Annotated in this window: 16 protein-coding genes; 10 read left to right on the forward strand and 6 right to left on the reverse strand. The window is 73.5% G+C overall.

Annotation, left to right across the window (positions count from 1 at the left end; all coding sequences use genetic code 11):
- The first annotated feature begins 273 nt into the window (after positions 1 to 273).
- From ABTY56_RS09460 to ABTY56_RS09470, 3 genes are all read left to right on the forward strand, one after another.
- Complete coding sequence (locus ABTY56_RS09460; protein ID WP_350627862.1) at positions 274 to 1,314, forward strand: AraC-like ligand-binding domain-containing protein; 1,041 nt, start codon at positions 274 to 276, stop codon at positions 1,312 to 1,314.
- 39 nt (positions 1,315 to 1,353) lie between these two features.
- Positions 1,354 to 1,878, forward strand: a complete 525-nt coding sequence (locus ABTY56_RS09465) for an RICIN domain-containing protein (protein ID WP_350627863.1) — start codon at positions 1,354 to 1,356, stop codon at positions 1,876 to 1,878.
- Between the two features lie 211 nt (positions 1,879 to 2,089).
- Positions 2,090 to 3,370 (forward strand): alpha/beta hydrolase family protein, encoded by a 1,281-nt coding sequence (locus ABTY56_RS09470; RefSeq protein ID WP_350627864.1) that lies wholly within the window; start codon positions 2,090 to 2,092, stop codon positions 3,368 to 3,370.
- A 16-nt stretch (positions 3,371 to 3,386) separates the two neighbouring features.
- On the opposite strand, the gene zapE is transcribed toward ABTY56_RS09470, so the two are convergent.
- Entirely contained in the window at positions 3,387 to 4,472 is a 1,086-nt protein-coding gene (zapE, locus tag ABTY56_RS09475; protein ID WP_350627865.1) for a cell division protein ZapE, read from the reverse strand.
- Positions 4,473 to 4,901: 429 nt separating this feature from the next.
- Between zapE and ABTY56_RS09480 the strand changes: the two genes are divergently transcribed.
- Both ABTY56_RS09480 and ABTY56_RS09485 read left to right on the forward strand, forming a co-directional pair.
- The gene (locus ABTY56_RS09480; RefSeq protein ID WP_350627866.1) at positions 4,902 to 6,797 is read left to right on the forward strand and encodes an Ig domain-containing protein; all 1,896 of its coding nucleotides are present in this window, start codon (positions 4,902 to 4,904) and stop codon (positions 6,795 to 6,797) included.
- A 146-nt stretch (positions 6,798 to 6,943) separates the two neighbouring features.
- Positions 6,944 to 7,429 carry a hypothetical protein gene (locus tag ABTY56_RS09485; protein WP_350627867.1) on the forward strand — a complete coding sequence of 162 codons (486 nt, stop codon included), beginning with the start codon at positions 6,944 to 6,946 and terminating at the stop codon, positions 7,427 to 7,429.
- Between the two features lie 24 nt (positions 7,430 to 7,453).
- On the opposite strand, the gene ABTY56_RS09490 is transcribed toward ABTY56_RS09485, so the two are convergent.
- On the reverse strand, positions 7,454 to 7,867 hold the full coding sequence (locus ABTY56_RS09490) for a winged helix-turn-helix transcriptional regulator (protein WP_350627868.1): 414 nt from the start codon (positions 7,865 to 7,867) through the stop codon (positions 7,454 to 7,456).
- 82 nt (positions 7,868 to 7,949) lie between these two features.
- On the opposite strand from ABTY56_RS09490, the gene ABTY56_RS09495 reads away from it, so the two are divergent.
- A complete protein-coding gene (locus tag ABTY56_RS09495) occupies positions 7,950 to 8,771 on the forward strand; it encodes an NAD(P)H-binding protein (protein WP_350627869.1) in 822 nt (273 codons plus the stop codon).
- Between the two features lie 165 nt (positions 8,772 to 8,936).
- Here ABTY56_RS09495 and ABTY56_RS09500 read toward each other — a convergent pair whose 3' ends face one another.
- The 4 genes from ABTY56_RS09500 to ABTY56_RS09515 all read right to left on the reverse strand — a co-directional run bounded on the left by ABTY56_RS09500 (position 8,937) and on the right by ABTY56_RS09515 (position 12,486).
- Positions 8,937 to 9,905 (reverse strand): ADP-ribosylglycohydrolase family protein, encoded by a 969-nt coding sequence (locus ABTY56_RS09500; protein WP_350627870.1) that lies wholly within the window; start codon positions 9,903 to 9,905, stop codon positions 8,937 to 8,939.
- Positions 9,906 to 9,974: 69 nt separating this feature from the next.
- Complete coding sequence (locus ABTY56_RS09505; RefSeq protein ID WP_350627871.1) at positions 9,975 to 10,946, reverse strand: NADPH:quinone oxidoreductase family protein; 972 nt, start codon at positions 10,944 to 10,946, stop codon at positions 9,975 to 9,977.
- Positions 10,943 to 11,731 (reverse strand): SDR family NAD(P)-dependent oxidoreductase, encoded by a 789-nt coding sequence (locus ABTY56_RS09510; RefSeq protein WP_350627872.1) that lies wholly within the window; start codon positions 11,729 to 11,731, stop codon positions 10,943 to 10,945. Before ABTY56_RS09510 ends, ABTY56_RS09505 begins: the two co-directional genes overlap by 4 nt.
- Complete coding sequence (locus tag ABTY56_RS09515) at positions 11,728 to 12,486, reverse strand: SDR family oxidoreductase (protein ID WP_350627873.1); 759 nt, start codon at positions 12,484 to 12,486, stop codon at positions 11,728 to 11,730. Before ABTY56_RS09515 ends, ABTY56_RS09510 begins: the two co-directional genes overlap by 4 nt.
- A 199-nt stretch (positions 12,487 to 12,685) precedes the next feature.
- On the opposite strand from ABTY56_RS09515, the gene ABTY56_RS09520 reads away from it, so the two are divergent.
- The 4 genes from ABTY56_RS09520 (at position 12,686) to ABTY56_RS09535 (ending at position 16,126) form a co-directional block, all read left to right on the forward strand.
- Entirely contained in the window at positions 12,686 to 13,312 is a 627-nt protein-coding gene (locus ABTY56_RS09520; protein ID WP_350627874.1) for a TetR/AcrR family transcriptional regulator, read from the forward strand.
- Positions 13,313 to 13,663: 351 nt separating this feature from the next.
- Positions 13,664 to 13,927, forward strand: coding sequence for an ABC transporter permease (locus tag ABTY56_RS09525; RefSeq protein WP_350627875.1), 264 nt, complete (start codon positions 13,664 to 13,666; stop codon positions 13,925 to 13,927).
- A gap of 18 nt (positions 13,928 to 13,945) precedes the next feature.
- Entirely contained in the window at positions 13,946 to 14,719 is a 774-nt protein-coding gene (locus ABTY56_RS09530; protein WP_350627876.1) for a hypothetical protein, read from the forward strand.
- 6 nt (positions 14,720 to 14,725) lie between these two features.
- Positions 14,726 to 16,126, forward strand: coding sequence for a hypothetical protein (locus ABTY56_RS09535; protein ID WP_350627877.1), 1,401 nt, complete (start codon positions 14,726 to 14,728; stop codon positions 16,124 to 16,126).
- The last annotated feature ends 83 nt before the right edge of the window (positions 16,127 to 16,209 follow it).

A 16,209-nucleotide genomic window follows, 5' to 3' on the forward strand; every position in this document is an offset into this window, starting at 1 on the left:
CCGGTCGAACGCCAGGTCGGCAGGCTGTTCCGGCCCACGGCGTCGTCAGACGGTCGTGGATCCGGTCGAGTCGTCAGAGTGGGGAGATCGTCGGGGCCGGTGGTCGGGGAGTGACCAGGGGCAGGGGAGGGTGGTCAGCCCCGGGCCGCTTCGACGGGACGGCCGCGTTGACCTGCCCGGCAAGCCGCGCGGCTGGGAAAACTAGACTGTCGGCTCGGCCGTCCAGGAACGAAGCGGCCGGAGTGACGGGGGGTCATGGCGATGTGGTCGACGATGTCCAATGCCGGTGTGCCGGCGCAGGACCGGTTCGAATGGTTCACCGACATGGTCGCCCGGGATCTGGTCCCGGTGACGGTCTCCAGCCCGAAGGCCGCCGACTTCCGCGCGGAGGCTGCCGTACTGGACCTCGGTCCGGTCCGTGTGTCGGCCCATTCCCACCCGCCGGTGCGTTCGCGCCGGCCGCCGGCGCTGACCCGACGCAGCGACCCCGAGCAGTACCAGCTGGCACTGGTCGAGGGGGAGAACCCGATGTGGATCTCCCAGCACGGGAACGACTCCGGGCCGGTCAGGGGCGACTTGGTGCTGTGGGACACCTCGCGGCCGTTCGAGGCCGGGACGCGGGACGAGGACGGCACCAGCCGTTCCCTCATCCTGCACATCCCCCGCACCGCGCTGCCGGTCAACGCCGACAAGACCGATCGTTTGCTCGCCCGGAAGATGTCCGCCCGCCGGGGGACGGGAGCGATCCTGGCCCGCTTCCTCACCTCCCTGGGCGACCACGCCACCGAGTGCGGGCCCGGGGAGCTGGAGCGGCTGGGAGGGATCGCCCGCGACCTGGCCGCCGTCTGCCTGGCCGAGTACGCCGACGCAGCCCGCGAGGTCGACACCGAGACCCGCTCGCGCGCCGTGCTGGAGCGGGTCAAGGTGTTCATCGAGCACAATCTCGACCATCCCGACCTGGGGCCCGAGGTGATCGCCGAGCACCACCACATCTCGGTGCGCTCGCTGCACCTGCTGTTCCAGGGTGAGGAGGAGAGCGTCAGCAGACTGATCCGTCGGCGCCGCCTGGAACGCTGCCACGCCGACCTCGCCCGGCCGGAGCTGGCCCACCGTTCCATCCACACCGTGGCCGCCCGCTGGGGGTTCGGCAGTGCGGCCGTCTTCAGCCGGGCCTTCCGCGAGGCCTACGGGCTGACGCCCCGCGAGCACCGCCGCCGGAGCACGCACGGGGCGGCCTGCGCGGACCCTCAAGAAAACCTGCGCTCCACGCAAACCCGGGCGGACGACTCGCTCCTAACCTGGCTGGGCGGGTGATCATCAGCACCCTTTTCGTTGCCTTCCGGGGGAAACCGCATGAAGAAACTCCTCACCGCCACCGCTGCCGCCGGCCTCGCACTGACCGGTGCCACCGTTGCCGCGCCCGCACCGGCCCGGGCCGCCTCCGAGGTCCCGGTCTTCCAGCTCGTGAACTTCGAGGGCCGGTGCCTTGAGGTCGAGAATTCCTCGACTCAGAACGGCGCCCGGGTGCAGCTGTGGAACTGCCGCAACCAGCCCGGTTCGTACTGGCGCTTCGGGGACGTCGCCGGAACGAACTACCACTACCTCATCAACGACCACAGCGGGAAGTGCCTGGAGATCGAGAACTCGTCGCTGGCGAACGGCGCCGGCGCCCAGCAGTGGGACTGCGTCGGCCAGCCCGGTGCCATCTGGCTCGAGCAGCACGAGCTGTCGTACAACTCGTATGACTACGTCAAGGTTCTCAACACCAGCGGCAAGGCCCTGGAAGTCGAGAACTCCGCGAGCTTCAACGGAGCCCGCGTGCAGCAGTGGAACTACGGCGGCCAGGGCGGGGCCCTGTGGCGGACCTTCTGGCCGTGACCCGGGCAGGCTGACGTCCCCCGGCGCCGCCAGGTCTGCCCGCGTACGGGGGTCGCGGGCAGAACCGGCGCCGGAGAGTCGGATCTCAGCCCCGTAGGGGTGTCATACCCGGGTATTCAGGGGCCGTTTGGCTCCCTGGTATGACGGCCGCGGCCCGTCCCCGCCCGTAGTGTCCTGCGTGTTCGATCAAACGGAACGCGGAGGACGGATCATGGGCAGTGGGGGACGGGCCTTGGCGGCGGTCCTGCTGGCGGCGACGGCGGTGCTGAGCGCGGTCGGCGCCCCGGCGGCGGTGGCGGCGGGTGCGGAGGGCAAGGACGCCGGGCAGCAGGCGCGGGCGTGGCTGCCGGAGCCCACCGGGCCCTACCCGATCGGGACGACCGCGCTGCGGCTGACCGATGCCGGCCGCGAGGACCCCTGGCAGCCTGGGCGCCGGCGCGAGCTGATGATCAGCCTCTGGTACCCGACCTCCCGCCCGGCCGACCCCGCCGACCGGGCCCCGTACATGGAGTCCGCCGCCGGGGAACACTTCGGCGGATCCGACGGCGTCGGCCTGATCAACTACGGAACCACGCCCGGCAGCACCGACTGGTCCGGCATCCGCACCCACGCCCGCAAGGACGCGCCGGCGCTGCCCGGCGGCCGGCGCCCGGTGGTGCTGTACTCGCCCGGCCTCGGGGACCCGCGCACCTGGGGGACGGCCCTCGTCGAGGACCTCGCCTCCCGCGGCTACGTGGTCGTCACCGTCGACCACACCTACGAGGCCTCCGAAGTCGCCTTCCCCGACGGCGAGTTGGCCACCTCGGTGCTCCCCGGCATGCTCGGGCAGCCGGACCTGGACATCGGCGCCGTGCTGCGCAAGGCCCTCGCCACCCGGGTGGCCGACACCCGCTTCGTACTGGACGAGCTGGCCTGCCTGCCCGGCCGCAAGGACCTGCCGGGCGGCCTGGCCGGGGCGCTCGACCTCGACCGGATCGGCATGGTCGGCCACTCCGCGGGCGGCTTCACCGCGCTCCAGGCCATGCACGACGACCCGCGGATCGCCGCCGGGATCAACCTGGACGGCCAACTGCACTTCCCCGGCCCGGACGGCCGGACCGGCGTGTTCCTGCCCACCGTGGCCGAGGACGGCCTGGACCGGCCCTTCCTGCTGATGGGCACCGGGAGCGACGACTCCGGTCCCTACGGCCGGCAGCCCGGGTGGAACGCCCTGTGGCAGCACAGCACCGGCTGGCACGCCGACGTCACCCTCACCGGGTCGCGGCACGGCTCGTACACCGACGCCCAGTCCCTGCTGCCGCAGCTCGCCCGGCAGGGCGCCCTCGGCGCGGAGCAGCTGCGCAACGACGTCGGAGACATCCGCCCCGGCCGCGCCGAGCTCGCCACCCGCTCGTACGTCGCCTCGTTCTTCGACCGCTGGCTGCGCGGCCACGACGACCACCTGCTGGACGGGCCCTCGCCGCGCTTCCCGGAGGTGGCGTACGAGCGGTAGCGAAGCCGCCGCTCGGTCAGGCCGATCCGAGCAGGGCGAGCCGGCTGGCGGTCCGGTCCAGGTCGCTGAGCAGGTCCTCGGGGGCCCGTTCGTCGATCGGGTCGGCCCCGATCAGCACCAGTCGGACGTCCCGGTCGCAGCAGACGTCCACCAGGTCGGCGAAGCGCCGACGCCCGTCCGGGGTGGCGTCGGCGAGCGGCGGTACGTCGGTGAGCACCAGGGTGGGGAAGCGTTCGGTGAGTGCCAGCTGGTCGGCCGCCGAGGTCAGCCCCTCGCACAACTCGGCGAAGCCGAACCACGCCTCGGCGTCGCGGACCGCGGCTGCCCGCAGTGGGCGGCCGTGCACCACCACCTCGTCGGCCTCGCTCACGGTCGGCCGGGTGAGGCCGAGCGCGCGCAGGCCCTCCTCGTCGCCGGTCCGCAGCCGCGCGCCCTGCGAGAAGCGTCGCGGCGTGCCGTCGGCCGGCTGCCGCTCCCGGCGGAAGTCCACCGGACCCGCGATCTCCACGACGTCCATCCGCTCCTCGATCAGCCGGATCGTCGGCTCGAACAGGTGGTGGTACAGCGGGTTCGGCATCAAGCCGGCGGGCGGGTAGTTGGACGTGGTGACCAGGGTGATCCGCCGGTCCAGCAGCGTCCGGAAGAGCCGGGCCACCAGCATCGCGTCCCCGGCGTCGTGGGCGTGGAACTCGTCGAAGACCAGGACCCGGCAGTCGCCGAGCAGCTCGTCCACGGCCCGGTCGACCGCCGCGATCCGCTCGCCGGTCGGGTCCCGGTGCCCGTCGGCAGCGTGCAGGGCGACGCCCTCGTGCAGGCGGCGGAAGAAGTCGTGGAAGTGCAGCCGCCGCTTCCGCGGAGTGGCCAGGCCGTCGAGGAAGGTGTTCACCAGCCAGCTCTTGCCCCGGCCCACCGGGCCCCACAGGTAGACGTGGCGCGGCGGGCGGCGAACGAGCAGCCCGGTGCGGGCGAACTCCCCGGCCAGCCTCGACAACCGCTCGACGGCGGGCTGCTGGGCCGGATCCACGGTGAAGCCCCGCTCCCCGGCGGTCCGCCGGAAGTGAGCCAGCATCGCCTCGTACTGCTTCGTCGCCTTGTCCGTCACGTCCGCGAACCCTAACAGGGCCTCAGAAATGCTTCGGAGGCGACCTCCTGGACGAACCCCGGGGCGGGTGCGCCCCGGTCTCGGAGGAGCAGCGCCGCCGGGAAGTTCAGTGAATTGGGAACGCCATTCCGGGCCGTATTCACTGAATGGCTACACGCGTTGATTCCATGTCATCAACGACGCTTGACCTGCTTCGACTTCCTTCTTAATCGCTCCTTACCCTTCTCCGTTGACCGGTGTTCATCAGTCCTGCTTTCCTTCTTGCCCAGCAGGCGGCAATCGTCCGACGGGCAGTCATTTCCGGTGTGCGAATGAATTCGACCGGACCGGGCTCCCCGGCGGAACGAGCCGTCGACTTCCCCCACAAAGGGATCGCCCACGGCCCCCTCACGGCCCCGGGCGATCGGCAGAAGAGAGGCACCCTCACCCATGGGTCACTCCCCAAGGACCGGACGCGCGAAGTACGCGGCGCTCACCGGAATAGCGTCGCTCGCGCTCGCCGTCGCCGGCCTGGCCGGCGCCGGTCCGGCCTCCGCGCAGGACATCTCCAGCTCGCAGGGCAGCACCACCAACGAGTTCAACCCCTGGAGCCCGCAGAACGGCCACCCGTACCGGCACGGCGCGGTGCCCGGCATGTCCCAGCACGAGAACTACAAGAAGTGGCTCGCCGCCCACAACCAGGCCGCGGCGACCGGTCAGCAGACCCTGTCCTACGGCGGCGGCGTCGACGGCATCGGCGTGCAGAGCGGGCACTCCAAGGTCTACCTGGTGTTCTACGGCAACCAGTGGGGCACCCAGAGCACCGACGCCAACGGCAACGCCAAGTTCTCCGGCGACTCGGCCGGCGCGGCCGGTGCCACCCAGCAGATGTTCAAGGGCATCGGCACCAACGGCGAGACCTGGTCGGCCGACCTCACCCAGTGGTGCGACGGCCCCAACGTCGCCACCGGCGCCGTGAGCTGCCCGGCCAACGCCAACTTCGTCCCGTACCAGAGCGGCGGCGTCCTCTCCGGCGTCTGGTACGACAACGCGGCCGCCTCGCCGAGCCAGGCCAGCGGCAACCAGCTCGCCCAGGAGGCGATCAAGGCCGCCGGCCACTTCGGCAACACCACCGCCGCCGCCAACCGGGACGCGTACTACATCGTCCTGTCGCCGCACGGCACCAACCCGGACGACTACCAGAACCCCAGCACCGGGTACTGCGCCTGGCACGACTGGAACGGCGACACCACCCTCACCGGCGGTGCGGCGACCTCGCCCTACGGCGACATCGCCTTCTCCAACCAGCCGTACAACATCGACGCAGGCGCCAACTGCGGCGTCGGCTTCGTCAACTCGCCCGGCACGCTGGACGGTTGGACGATGACCCTCGGCCACGAGTGGCACGAGATGATGTCCGACCAGAACCCGGCCGGCGGCTGGACCAACCACGTCTCGGGCAGCAGCTACAACGGCCAGGAGAACTCCGACGAGTGCGCCTGGATCCGGCCCGGCAGCACCGGCGGCGCCGCCAACGTCTCCTTCGGCTCCTTCGGCAGCTACGCCGAGCAGGCCAGCTGGTCCAACGACACCAACTCCTGCGCGATCTCGCACGCCATCCTGACCCACGGCAACGCGGTCACCGTCACCAACCCGGGCAACCAGTCCGGCACCGTCGGCACCGCGGCGAGCCTGCAGATCAACGCCACCGACTCGGCCACCGGCCAGACCCTGAGCTACTCGGCCACCGGCCTGCCGGCCGGCCTGTCGATCAACTCCTCGACCGGCCTGATCTCCGGCACCCCGACCGCCGCCGGCACCTCCAGCGTGACGGTCACCGCGACCGACACCACCGGCGCCACCGGCAGCACCGGCTTCACCTGGACCGAGTCCACCACGGGCGGCGGCGGCAACGCCGTCACCAACGGCACCTTCGAGACCGGCAACCTGACCGGCTGGACGGCCGCCGGTTCCACCTCCACCCCGGCCTCCGCCGCCCACAGCGGCAGCTTCGGCGCCATGGTCGGCTCCGCCGGCCCGACCGGGGACTCCTCGATCGCCCAGACCTTCACCGCGCCGACCGGCTCCAGCAAGCTGTCCTTCTGGTACAGCAACACCTGTGACGACACCGTCACCTACGACTGGGCCACCGCCACCCTGAAGGACAACACCACCGGCACCACCGCCACGGTCCTCGCCAAGACCTGCACCACCACCGGCACCTGGACCAACAAGACGGCGACCGTCACCCCGGGCCACTCCTACACCCTCACCCTGAGCAACCACGACGACAACTACCCGGGTGACCCGACCTACACGTACTACGACGACGTGACCGTCTCCTGACGCTCATCGCATCGAACGCACCGGGGTGGGCCCAGCGCCCGCCCCGGTGTTCGTTTTCACAGCCGATTTCCTCCGGGGGGGGGGATCCGAATCGGCGGCTGCCACGTCAAAACGGCACCGCTTGCACACCGGCAGAAGGAACCACCGTGAACCCGAGAAGACCCGCCGCCCCGGCGCTCGCCGCCCTGCTCGCCGCCGCCGCGCTCACCCTGACGGGCTGCGCCTCCACCGGGACGAGCCCGTCCGCGACCGCCGGCGGCCAGGGCAGCACCGGCTCGGCCGCCACCACCCCGGCCGTCCCGAGCCCGGCGGCGCTCACGGCCGACGAACACGCCGACGGCGCCACCCTGAAGGCCGCGGTCGGCACGACCGTCACGCTCGCCCTGCACAGCACCTACTGGTCCGCCGCGACCAGCTCCGCCCCCGACGTCGTCGCCCCGACCGGCACGCCGACCACCGCGCCGTCCCCCTCCTGCCGCCCCGGCGGCGGCTGCGGCACCGTCACCACCACCTTCACCGCCCACGCCCCCGGCACGGCCCGCCTCACCGCGACCCGCACCAGCTGCGGCGAGGCCCGCGAATGCCCGCCCGACCAGCGGACCTACGAGGTCACCGTGGAGGTCGCGGGCTGAGGCCGGCGCCGCCCGAATGCGGGTCTAACGGATCTCCGAGCCCGGGTTGGCCTCGTCCCACGCGCGACGGGAACGGACGATCGCGTCGTGATGGCCGTAGGACCAGTCCGCCATCGCCCGCACCAGGTGGGTCAGGCTGTGGCCGAGCGGGGTCAACTCGTACTCGACCTGCGGCGGGACGGTCGGGTGGACGGTCCGCGAGACCAGGCCGTCGCGCTCCAGGCGGCGCACCGTCAGGGTCAGCATCCGCTGGGAGATCCCCGGCAGGGCGCGCTGCAGCTCGCGGAACCGCCGTACGCCCTGGGCGAGTTCGACGATGGTGAGGACCGACCACTTGTCGCCCAGACGGCCCAGCAGGTCCCGGATCCCGCAGTCCACGTCGTCCTCGCACCAGACCCCCGGGCGGGGGGTGGTTACCGCGGTGTGCCCTGCTGACATCAATGTGCCTCCTTACGCCGAACGCCCAGGCTATCGAGGATGGACACGTCGCCGACGGTCGATCATCCCCAGGAGGAACCCCATGCTGCTCGTCACCGGTGTCAACGGAGGTCTCGGTGCCCTCGTCCTGGCGCGTCTCGCCGGGAGGGAGGGCGTCGTCGCCGGGTCGCGCACCCCCGAGAAGGTGCCCGCCGGCACACCCGCGCGGCTGGTGGACTTCGACCGGCCGGAGACACTGGCGACGGCCTTCGACGGCGTCCGGACCCTGCTGCTGATCTCGGCCGGCGCCGCCGAGGACGACGTGGTGATCGCCCGGCACGGCGCGGCGATCGAGGCGGCGGAGCGGGCGGGCGTCGAGCACGTCGTCTACACCAGCCTCTCCGGCGACGGCGACCACCTGCCGTACGCCCTCGCCCACCGCTGGACCGAACGGCGGCTGCGCTTCTCGGCGTCCCTGCGCTGGACGGTGCTGCGCAACGGGCTGTACGCCGAACTCCTGGGCGCGATCGCGGCGCCCGGCCCCGACGGGGTGATCACCGCGCCGCTCGGCGACGGGAAGCTGGCGGCGGTGGCGAGGGCGGACCTCGCCGAGGTGGCGGTCGGGGTCGCGCTCGACCCGGGCGCGCACGGCGGCCGGACGTACGAGCTGGTGGGGGAGCGGGCGCTGGGCGGTGCCGAGGTCGCCGAGGCGCTCGGCGCCGAGTACCGGCCCGGCCGGACGGCCGGGGCCCGGACCGCGCTGGCGGCCGCGGGCGCCCCGGACTTCCAGGTGCCGATGGTGGTGGGCACCTACTCCGCGATCGCCCACGGCTTCCTGGCCGGGCCGGGCGGGCCGGGCGACCTCGCGGCACTGCTCGGCCGCGAGCCCCGCCCGGCCCTGGAGGTCATCGCCGCCGGTCGGTGAACGGCCGGCCGGCGACGGACCCCGGAACGCGGCCGGTCGGCCCGGCCGGTCCTACCGCGCCCGGTACGAACCGTCATCCGTTCGCTGCATCCAGGGTTCCGCTCAGGGCGCCACTGGGGTCACCACAGTCACCCGCGTCGCTCCTCCCGGTGCGAACTCTTGGTGTCAGGCGCTGTCGGCCCCCGTTTCGGCTCCGGCCGCCGCTTCGGCCTCGGCTCCGGCCGCCGCGACCCAGGCGGGCAGCGGCTCCCGGCAGGCCAGCCAGGCCTGCGGCACGCCGGCGAGGCCGGTGCGGGCGGCGACCACGCCGCCGGTGATGGCGCAGGTGGTGTCCACGTCGCCGAGCCCTTCCGCCGTGGTCCACAGGGCGTCGGTCAGGCTGTCCACGTGGTGCGCGGCGGACCACAGGGCGAACGGGACGGTGTCGCTCGCCCGGATCCGCTGCCCGTTGCCGAGCAGGTCGGCGGCCCGCCACGGCTCGGTGGCCGCGGGCAGCTCGGCGGCCCGGCGCAGCCCGTCCCGGACCGCCCCGGGCGGGGTGCGTCCGGCGACCTCGGCCAGCAGTTCCGCGCCGACGGGCGCGGGCCCGGAGCGGCCGCGCGCGGCGAGGGCCGCCGCCAGGGCGACGGCCACCGCCCCGGCGACGCCCTCCGGGTGCGCGTGGGTGACCTCGGCGGACAGCGCCGCCTGCTCCGCCGCCTCGTCCAGGTCCGCGTGGAACCAGGCGCCCAGCGGGGCCACCCGCATCGCCGCGCCGTTGCCGAGGCTGCCCTGGCCGTCGAACAGCTCGTGCGCCCTGGTGCGCCAACTCCCGGGCTGCGCGGCCAGTTCGGGCAGCAGCAGGTGCATGCCGTGCCCGTAGCCGCGGCCCGAGTCGGCCCGGTACGTGGCCCCGAAGGCCTGGGCGAGCCGCTCCTGGTGCACCGCGTCGAAGGCGGTGAGGATCCCGTACACGGACAGCGCCATCGCGGTGTCGTCCGTCCAGTGCCAGGGCCCCTCCTCCGGCGTGCGCCGGGCCCGGATCTGCGCGAACGCCTCCTGGGGCGAGCGGAAGAGGGGGAACCAGCGCTCCCCGAATCCGTCCCCGAGGGCCAGGCCCTCCAACGAGTCGCGAGCAGCGGAAAACGGTGTCATCCCGGCATCCTGGCAGCGGCGACGGTCCTGCCGCACCCGGTTTCCCGGCGGCGGCAGGACCGGTGACGGTCAGTCGCCGAGGACGGCGATCCGGCCGGTGCTCAGCCCGTCGGCGACCCGCTGCACGGCGTCCGCGGCACCGGCGAGCGGCACCCGGGCGCTCACCAGCGGCCGCACCGCGCCCTGCTCGGCGAGCTTGGTCAGCTCGTCGTGCGCGGCCCGGACGGCGCGCGGGTCGTGGGTGTTGTAGAGGCCCCAGTGCAGGCCGAGGATCGCGTAGTTCTTCACCAGGGCGTGGTTGAGGGCCGGTGCCGGGATCTGCCCGGCGGCGAAGCCGACCACCACGATCCGGCCTTCGAAGGCGACGCACCGGGTGGAGCCGGTGTAGGCGTCGCCGCCGACCGGGTCGAAGACCACGTCCGCGCCGCGCCCGCCGGTGGCCTCCTTCACGGCGGTGACGAAGTCCTCGGCCGTCCGGTCCACCACCAGGTCGGCGCCGAGCGCCCGGGCCGTCTCCGCCTTGGCCGCGCCGCCGACCACCGCGATCACCCTGGCCCCGGCGGCCCGGCCGAGCCGGACCGCCGCGCTGCCGACCCCGCCGGCCGCCGCGTGCACCAGCAGGGTCTCGCCGGCCCGCAGCCGGGCCCGGCGGTGCAGCGCGAACCACGCGGTCTGGTAGCCGATGTGCAGCGCGGCGGCCTCGGCGTCGTCCAGCGCCCCGGGGGCCGGGAACGCGGCCCCGGCGTCCAGCAGCGCGTACTCGGCGAAGGCGCCGTGCGGCAGCACCGGGTTGCCGATCAGCCGCTCGCCCCGCCTCGGCCCGTCCGCGACCTCGCCGCACAGCTCCACCCCGGGCGTGAACGGCAGCGGCGGGCGGACCTGGTACTGCCCGCGCACCATCAGCGCGTCCGGGAAGTTGACGGCGGCGGCCCGCACCCGGACCAGCAGCTGCCCCGGTCCGGGCACCGGCCGCGGCACGTCCCCGGCGAGCCGCATCACCGCGGCCGGCTCGCCGAGCTCGCCGACCTGCCAGGCCCTCACAGCGCGCCGCCCTGTTCGAGCTGCCGCTGCAGCCGGTTCATCCCGCCGATCCAGCGCTCCGGCTCGGTGGCCCGCACGCGGTAGTACTCGGCCACCTCGGGGTGCGGGAGGATCAGGAAGCGCTCCTCCTGGAGCGCGGCGAGCGTCGTGCCGGCGACCTCCTCGGGTTCCAGGGCGGTCGGGGCGAGCATCAGCTCGCCGAGGGCGCCGGTCGAGGCGAGCATGTCGGTGCGCACGCCCTGCGGGCAGAGCGCGTGCACCCGGACGCCCCGGTGCCGGTAGGTCGCGGAGAGCCATTCGGCGAAGGCGAGCGCGCCGTGCTTGCTGACCGCGTACGGGGCGGAGCCCAGGCTGGTGAGCAGCCCGGCGGCGGAGACGGTGGCGAGGAAGCGGCCCTTGCCGCGCTCCAGCCACCGGGGGAGCAGCAGTTCGGCGGCGCGTACGTGCGCCAGCACGTTGACCTCCCAGGCGCTCGCCCAGGCGGAGGCCGGTGCGTCGGCCCCGCCGGACGGGGCGACGCCCGCGTTGGCGCACCAGAGGTCGATCTCGCCGAGGGCCTCCCGGGAGCCGCCGACCAGGGCGGCCAGGCCCTCGGCGGAGGCGGCGTCGCCGGGCAGGGCGGTGCCGCCGCAGTCCTGCGCGACGGCGTGGGCGGCCGCGGCGTCCAGGTCGTTGACCACCACCCGGGCCCCGGCCGCCGCGAACGCCCGGGCCAGTGCGGCCCCGATGCCCCGCCCGGCGCCGGTGACCACGACGCCCTGGCCGGCGAACGCCCCGGCCGTCACATCCCACCGCCGAGCGTGACCCCGCCGTCGACCACCAGGGTCTGGCCGGTGATCCAGCCGGCGTCGGGGGAGAGCAGGAAGGCGACCGCGCCCGCGACGTCCTCGGGCACGCCGAGGCGGCCGAGCGGGTAGGCGGCGGCGACCCGCTCCTCGCGGCCCTCGTACAGGCCCTCGGCGAACTTGGTCTTGACGATGGCGGGCGCGACGGCGTTGACCCGGATGCCCTGCGGGCCCAGTTCGGCGCCGAGTTCGGTGGTGAGTCGGATCAGCGCGGCCTTGCTGACGCCGTACATGCCGATGCCGGCGGAGGCGCGGATGCCCGCGACCGAGGCGATGTTGACGATCGAGCCGCCGTGCTCGCCCATCCACGCGGCGTGCGCGCGGCGGGTCCAGGCCAGCGGGCCGAGCACGTTGACGGCGATGATCTTGGCGGCGGCGGCCTCGTCGGTGTCCAGGACCGGCCCGTAGACCGGGTTGATGCCGGTGTTGTTGACCAGGTGGTCGAGCCGCCCGAAGGCCTCCAGGGTGCGGGCGATCGCCTCCTCCTGGTGCGCCGGGTCGTCGGCCTTGCCCGCGACGGCGATGGCGTTCTCCGGGCCGCCGAGGTCCTGGACGGCCTCGGCCAGCGGCTCGGGGTTGCGGGCGGTGAGGCAGACCTTGGCGCCGCGGTCGACCAGCTCGCGCGCGATGCCGAGGCCGATGCCCCGGCTCGATCCGGTGACGACCGCCACCCGGCCCTTGAAGGAGTGCACCACGGAGCGTCCTGCCTTTCGTGCGGGGAACCGACTACCATCGCTGACTAAGCGCTTGCTCAGCATGGTGTCGGTGCGAGAACCTGTCAACAGGCCGCGAAGGCGCCGAGCGGCCGGTGGGAGGAGCCGGTGGGAAGTCCGGCAGGGCCCGGCGGGAAAGCCTGTTCTAATTCCGGTACGCGTTCTCTGGGAGGATGACGCCATGACCAGCACCCCGATGGCCGACCTCTGGCCGACCCTGCCCGGCGCCGACACCCGCCCCGAGGCGGCGTACCGGCTGCTCCAGGCGGCCGTCGAGTCCTTCGCGGAGCGCGGCTTCCATGCCACCACCACCCGGGACATCGCCACCGCCGCCGGGATGAGCCCGGCCGCGCTGTACATCCACTACCAGTCGAAGGCCGCGCTGCTCGCCGAGATCAGCCAGGCCGGGCACGCCGCCACGCTGGCCCTGGTCCGGGAGGCGGTGGCGGGCGAGGGCGGTCCGGTGGAGCGGATGCGCCGGCTCGTCGAGCAGTTCACCGCCTGGCACGCCCGGGCCCGGACGGTCGGCCGGGTGGTCAACTACGAGCTGCACGCGTTGCCCGAGGACGCCTACGCGGTGGTCGCCGCGCTGCGGCTGGACATCGAGCGCGAGGTCAGCGCACTGATCGAGGAGGGGGCGGCGGCTGGCGGGTTCCAGGTCGCCGAGGTGCGTACGGCGGCCCGCGCGGTCACCTCGCTGGGTATCGACGTCTCCCGCTGGTACACCGACCGCTCGACCGAGACGCCAGAGGAACTCGGCCGCCGCTACGGCGAGTTGGTGCTGCGGATGCTCGGCGCCCGGATCTGACCGGGCAGCCGTGGCCCCGGCTCCTTGACCTGCCCCGGGGGCGCGCGCAGACTCGTATACGAAGTACGTGTGCCTCGTAGTACGTGTGCCTCGTAGGCGTACAGCGCCGGGGCCGGCACGCAGGGTGACACCGCGCGCCCTCCCCGGCGCACTCCCACCGCAGCCCCGACGCTGCGGATCGAAGCAGACCACCTCCCGCGGCGACCACGCCCCCGACCGGCGGTGCCGACGGGAGCAACCCCGACCCGGGCCGGCCCGGCCGGTCCGTGCCGTCGCCACGGCGCGGCGGCACGGGGACGGCGCGCGCTGCGTCGGCGCTGCCCGGGCGGTCGGAGAAAGGGAGGTGCAGTGATGCCCTTCCCCCAATCGAGTCCGGTCCGGCCCCGCTTCTGGCTGGAGACTGCCCTGGGCGGGCTGTCCGGACTGCTGTTCCTGCTCACCCTGGTGTGGCCGGAGTGGATCGAGACGCTCCTCGGCCTCGACCCGGACGCCGGCAGCGGCGCAGCGGAGTGGCTGGTGGTCGCGCTGGCGGCCGCCGTCACCGCCGCCTGCCTGCTCGGCGCGCGGATCGAGTGGCGCCGGGCGCACCCCTCCTCGGTCCGCGCCACGCGGTGAGCGGATCGGAGGACCGTCATGACTGACGTATCGCCCGGGGTCGACCCCGGGCGGCTGATCGAACTCGTCCGGCAGGCCCCGCTGAGCTTCGTGGGCACCGTCACCCGGGTCGGGGGCACCTCGCTCGCCGCCTTCCCGGCCGATGCCCGCAACGAACGGACCGCCGTGGTCAAGGTGACCGAGGTGCTGCACGCGCCCCGGGCCTTCCGGCAACTCGCGGGCAGCGAGGTCACGGTTCAACTGGCCCCCGACGACGACCTGTTGGCGGTCGGCGACACGAGGGCCTTCTTCACCCGGGGCCTGATCTACGGTGAGGGCCTCGGCCTGACCGAGGTCGCCCGGCTGCCCGCCGAGGCCGTCCAGGGGCACGTGTCGCTCGCCGCCACCACCGCCGACGAGCTGCCGTTCTCCTCGGTGCAGCGCACCATCCGCAACCAGGACATCGCCGCACACGCCGCCGAGGCGGACGCGGTGGTGATCGGCGCCGTGGTCGGCCTGGAGGACCTCGGCCTGCCGGCGCACTCCGAGCACGCGCCGCTCTGGTGGCGCGCCACGCTCGACGTCTCGCACGTCGAGGCCGGCCCGGTCACCCCCGGACGGACCGGCGTGCTCTACCCGCGCAGCGAGGACGTCCGCTGGTACCGCGTGCCCAAGCCGGCGCCCGGGCAGCTGGGCCTGTGGCTGCTGCACGACACCTCGGGCGACCTCGCGGAGCAGGCGCCGTACCGGCTGCTCCACCCCGACGACTACCAGCCGGTGCAGAAGCTCGCCGTGCTGCGCGAAGGGAGCTGAGCCGACATGCCCACCATCAAGGTCGTCGACATCGTGCCCAAGGCACAGAGCGGTGACACGAACCAGGACGCCGAGCCCAACCTCGCGGTGAACCCCGAGAATCCGCGGGAGATGGTCGCGACCGCCTTCACCCTCGACCCGCTCGGCGGACCGTTCGCCCCGGTCTTCGTCTCGACCGACGGCGGCGACACCTGGGTGCTGAAATCCGTCGTCCCCGGGGAAACGGGCGGATTCGGCACCTTCGACATCAGTGTCGGCTTCGCCGCGAAGGGCGGCAGGCTCTACACGGGCATCCTCAACGCCACGACCGGCGACCTGGAGATCCTGCGCGCGCAGGACATCACCTCGCCCGGGTCGATGGAGGTCCTGGCGGACGTGTCCACGGACCTGAACCCGGACCAGCCCTGGGTGGTCACGGCGCCCGCGGGGGCCGACGGCGGCGGCCGGGACGTCGTGTACGTCGGCAACAACGTCCTCGGCCGGGGGGCCGGTTCCGCGACGGCGACGGTCTCCGCCGACGCCGGCACGGGCTCGGGCGGGTTCACCGACGTCCGGCTCGACCAGCGCCCCGGTGCGAAGAGCAACGGGCCGCCGATCCGGCTCGCCGTGCACCCCGACGGGACGGCCTACGGCGCCTTCGAGAGCTACAGCCGTGAGGACCAGGACGTGTCGGATCCGTCGCCCGCCTTCTTCATCACCCTCGACGTGGTGGTGACCAGGGACGACAAGGGCGGCTTCGGTCAGAACGCCTTCGAGGACCTCAGGGACTCGGCCGACGGCGCCGTCGGCCAGCGGGTGGTCAGCGGGCGGGCCCTGGAGTTCAAGGTGCGGGAGGCGACGCTGGGCCAGGAGCGCACCGGAGCCGACCTGTCGATCGCGGTCGACCCCACGAACTCCAACAGCGTGTGGGTCGCCTGGTGCGACGCGACCGGCGGCCTCCCCACCGACTACGTGCTGCACGTGCGGCACTCGGCCGACCGGGGCCAGACCTGGGCCGACGCGCACCCGAACCTCGTCAACGCCAAGAGCCCCTCGCTGGCGGTCAACTCCGACGGGCTGGTCGGACTGGTCTACCAGCAACTCGCCGACGGCCAGTGGTCGACGGTGCTGGAGCTGTCCCCGGACGGCTTCAAGACCGTGGAGCGCACCGTCCTGCACCAGGCCCCGGGCGACGTTCCGAGGGCGAAGCACCTGCCGTACCTGGGCGACTACATCCGGATGCTCGCGATCGGCAAGGACTTCTACGGGATCTTCTCCGGAAACAACACCCCGGACCGGGCCGACTTCCCGGTCGGCGTGACGTACCTGCGCAACGCCAACTTCACCACCCGCCAACTGCTCAGCACGGACGGTGTGACCCGCGTTCCGCCGTCCATCGACCCGTTCTTCTTCCACCGGGCCGCCTGAGCGCACACGCCAGGGCGCCCGCCACGACCGACCGTGGCGGGCGCCCAGCTGTCGGGCACTGTGGTTCGGGGTGTTCAGCCTCG

The organism is Kitasatospora sp. NPDC097691 (assembly GCF_040302665.1).
Taxonomy (GTDB): domain Bacteria; phylum Actinomycetota; class Actinomycetes; order Streptomycetales; family Streptomycetaceae; genus Kitasatospora.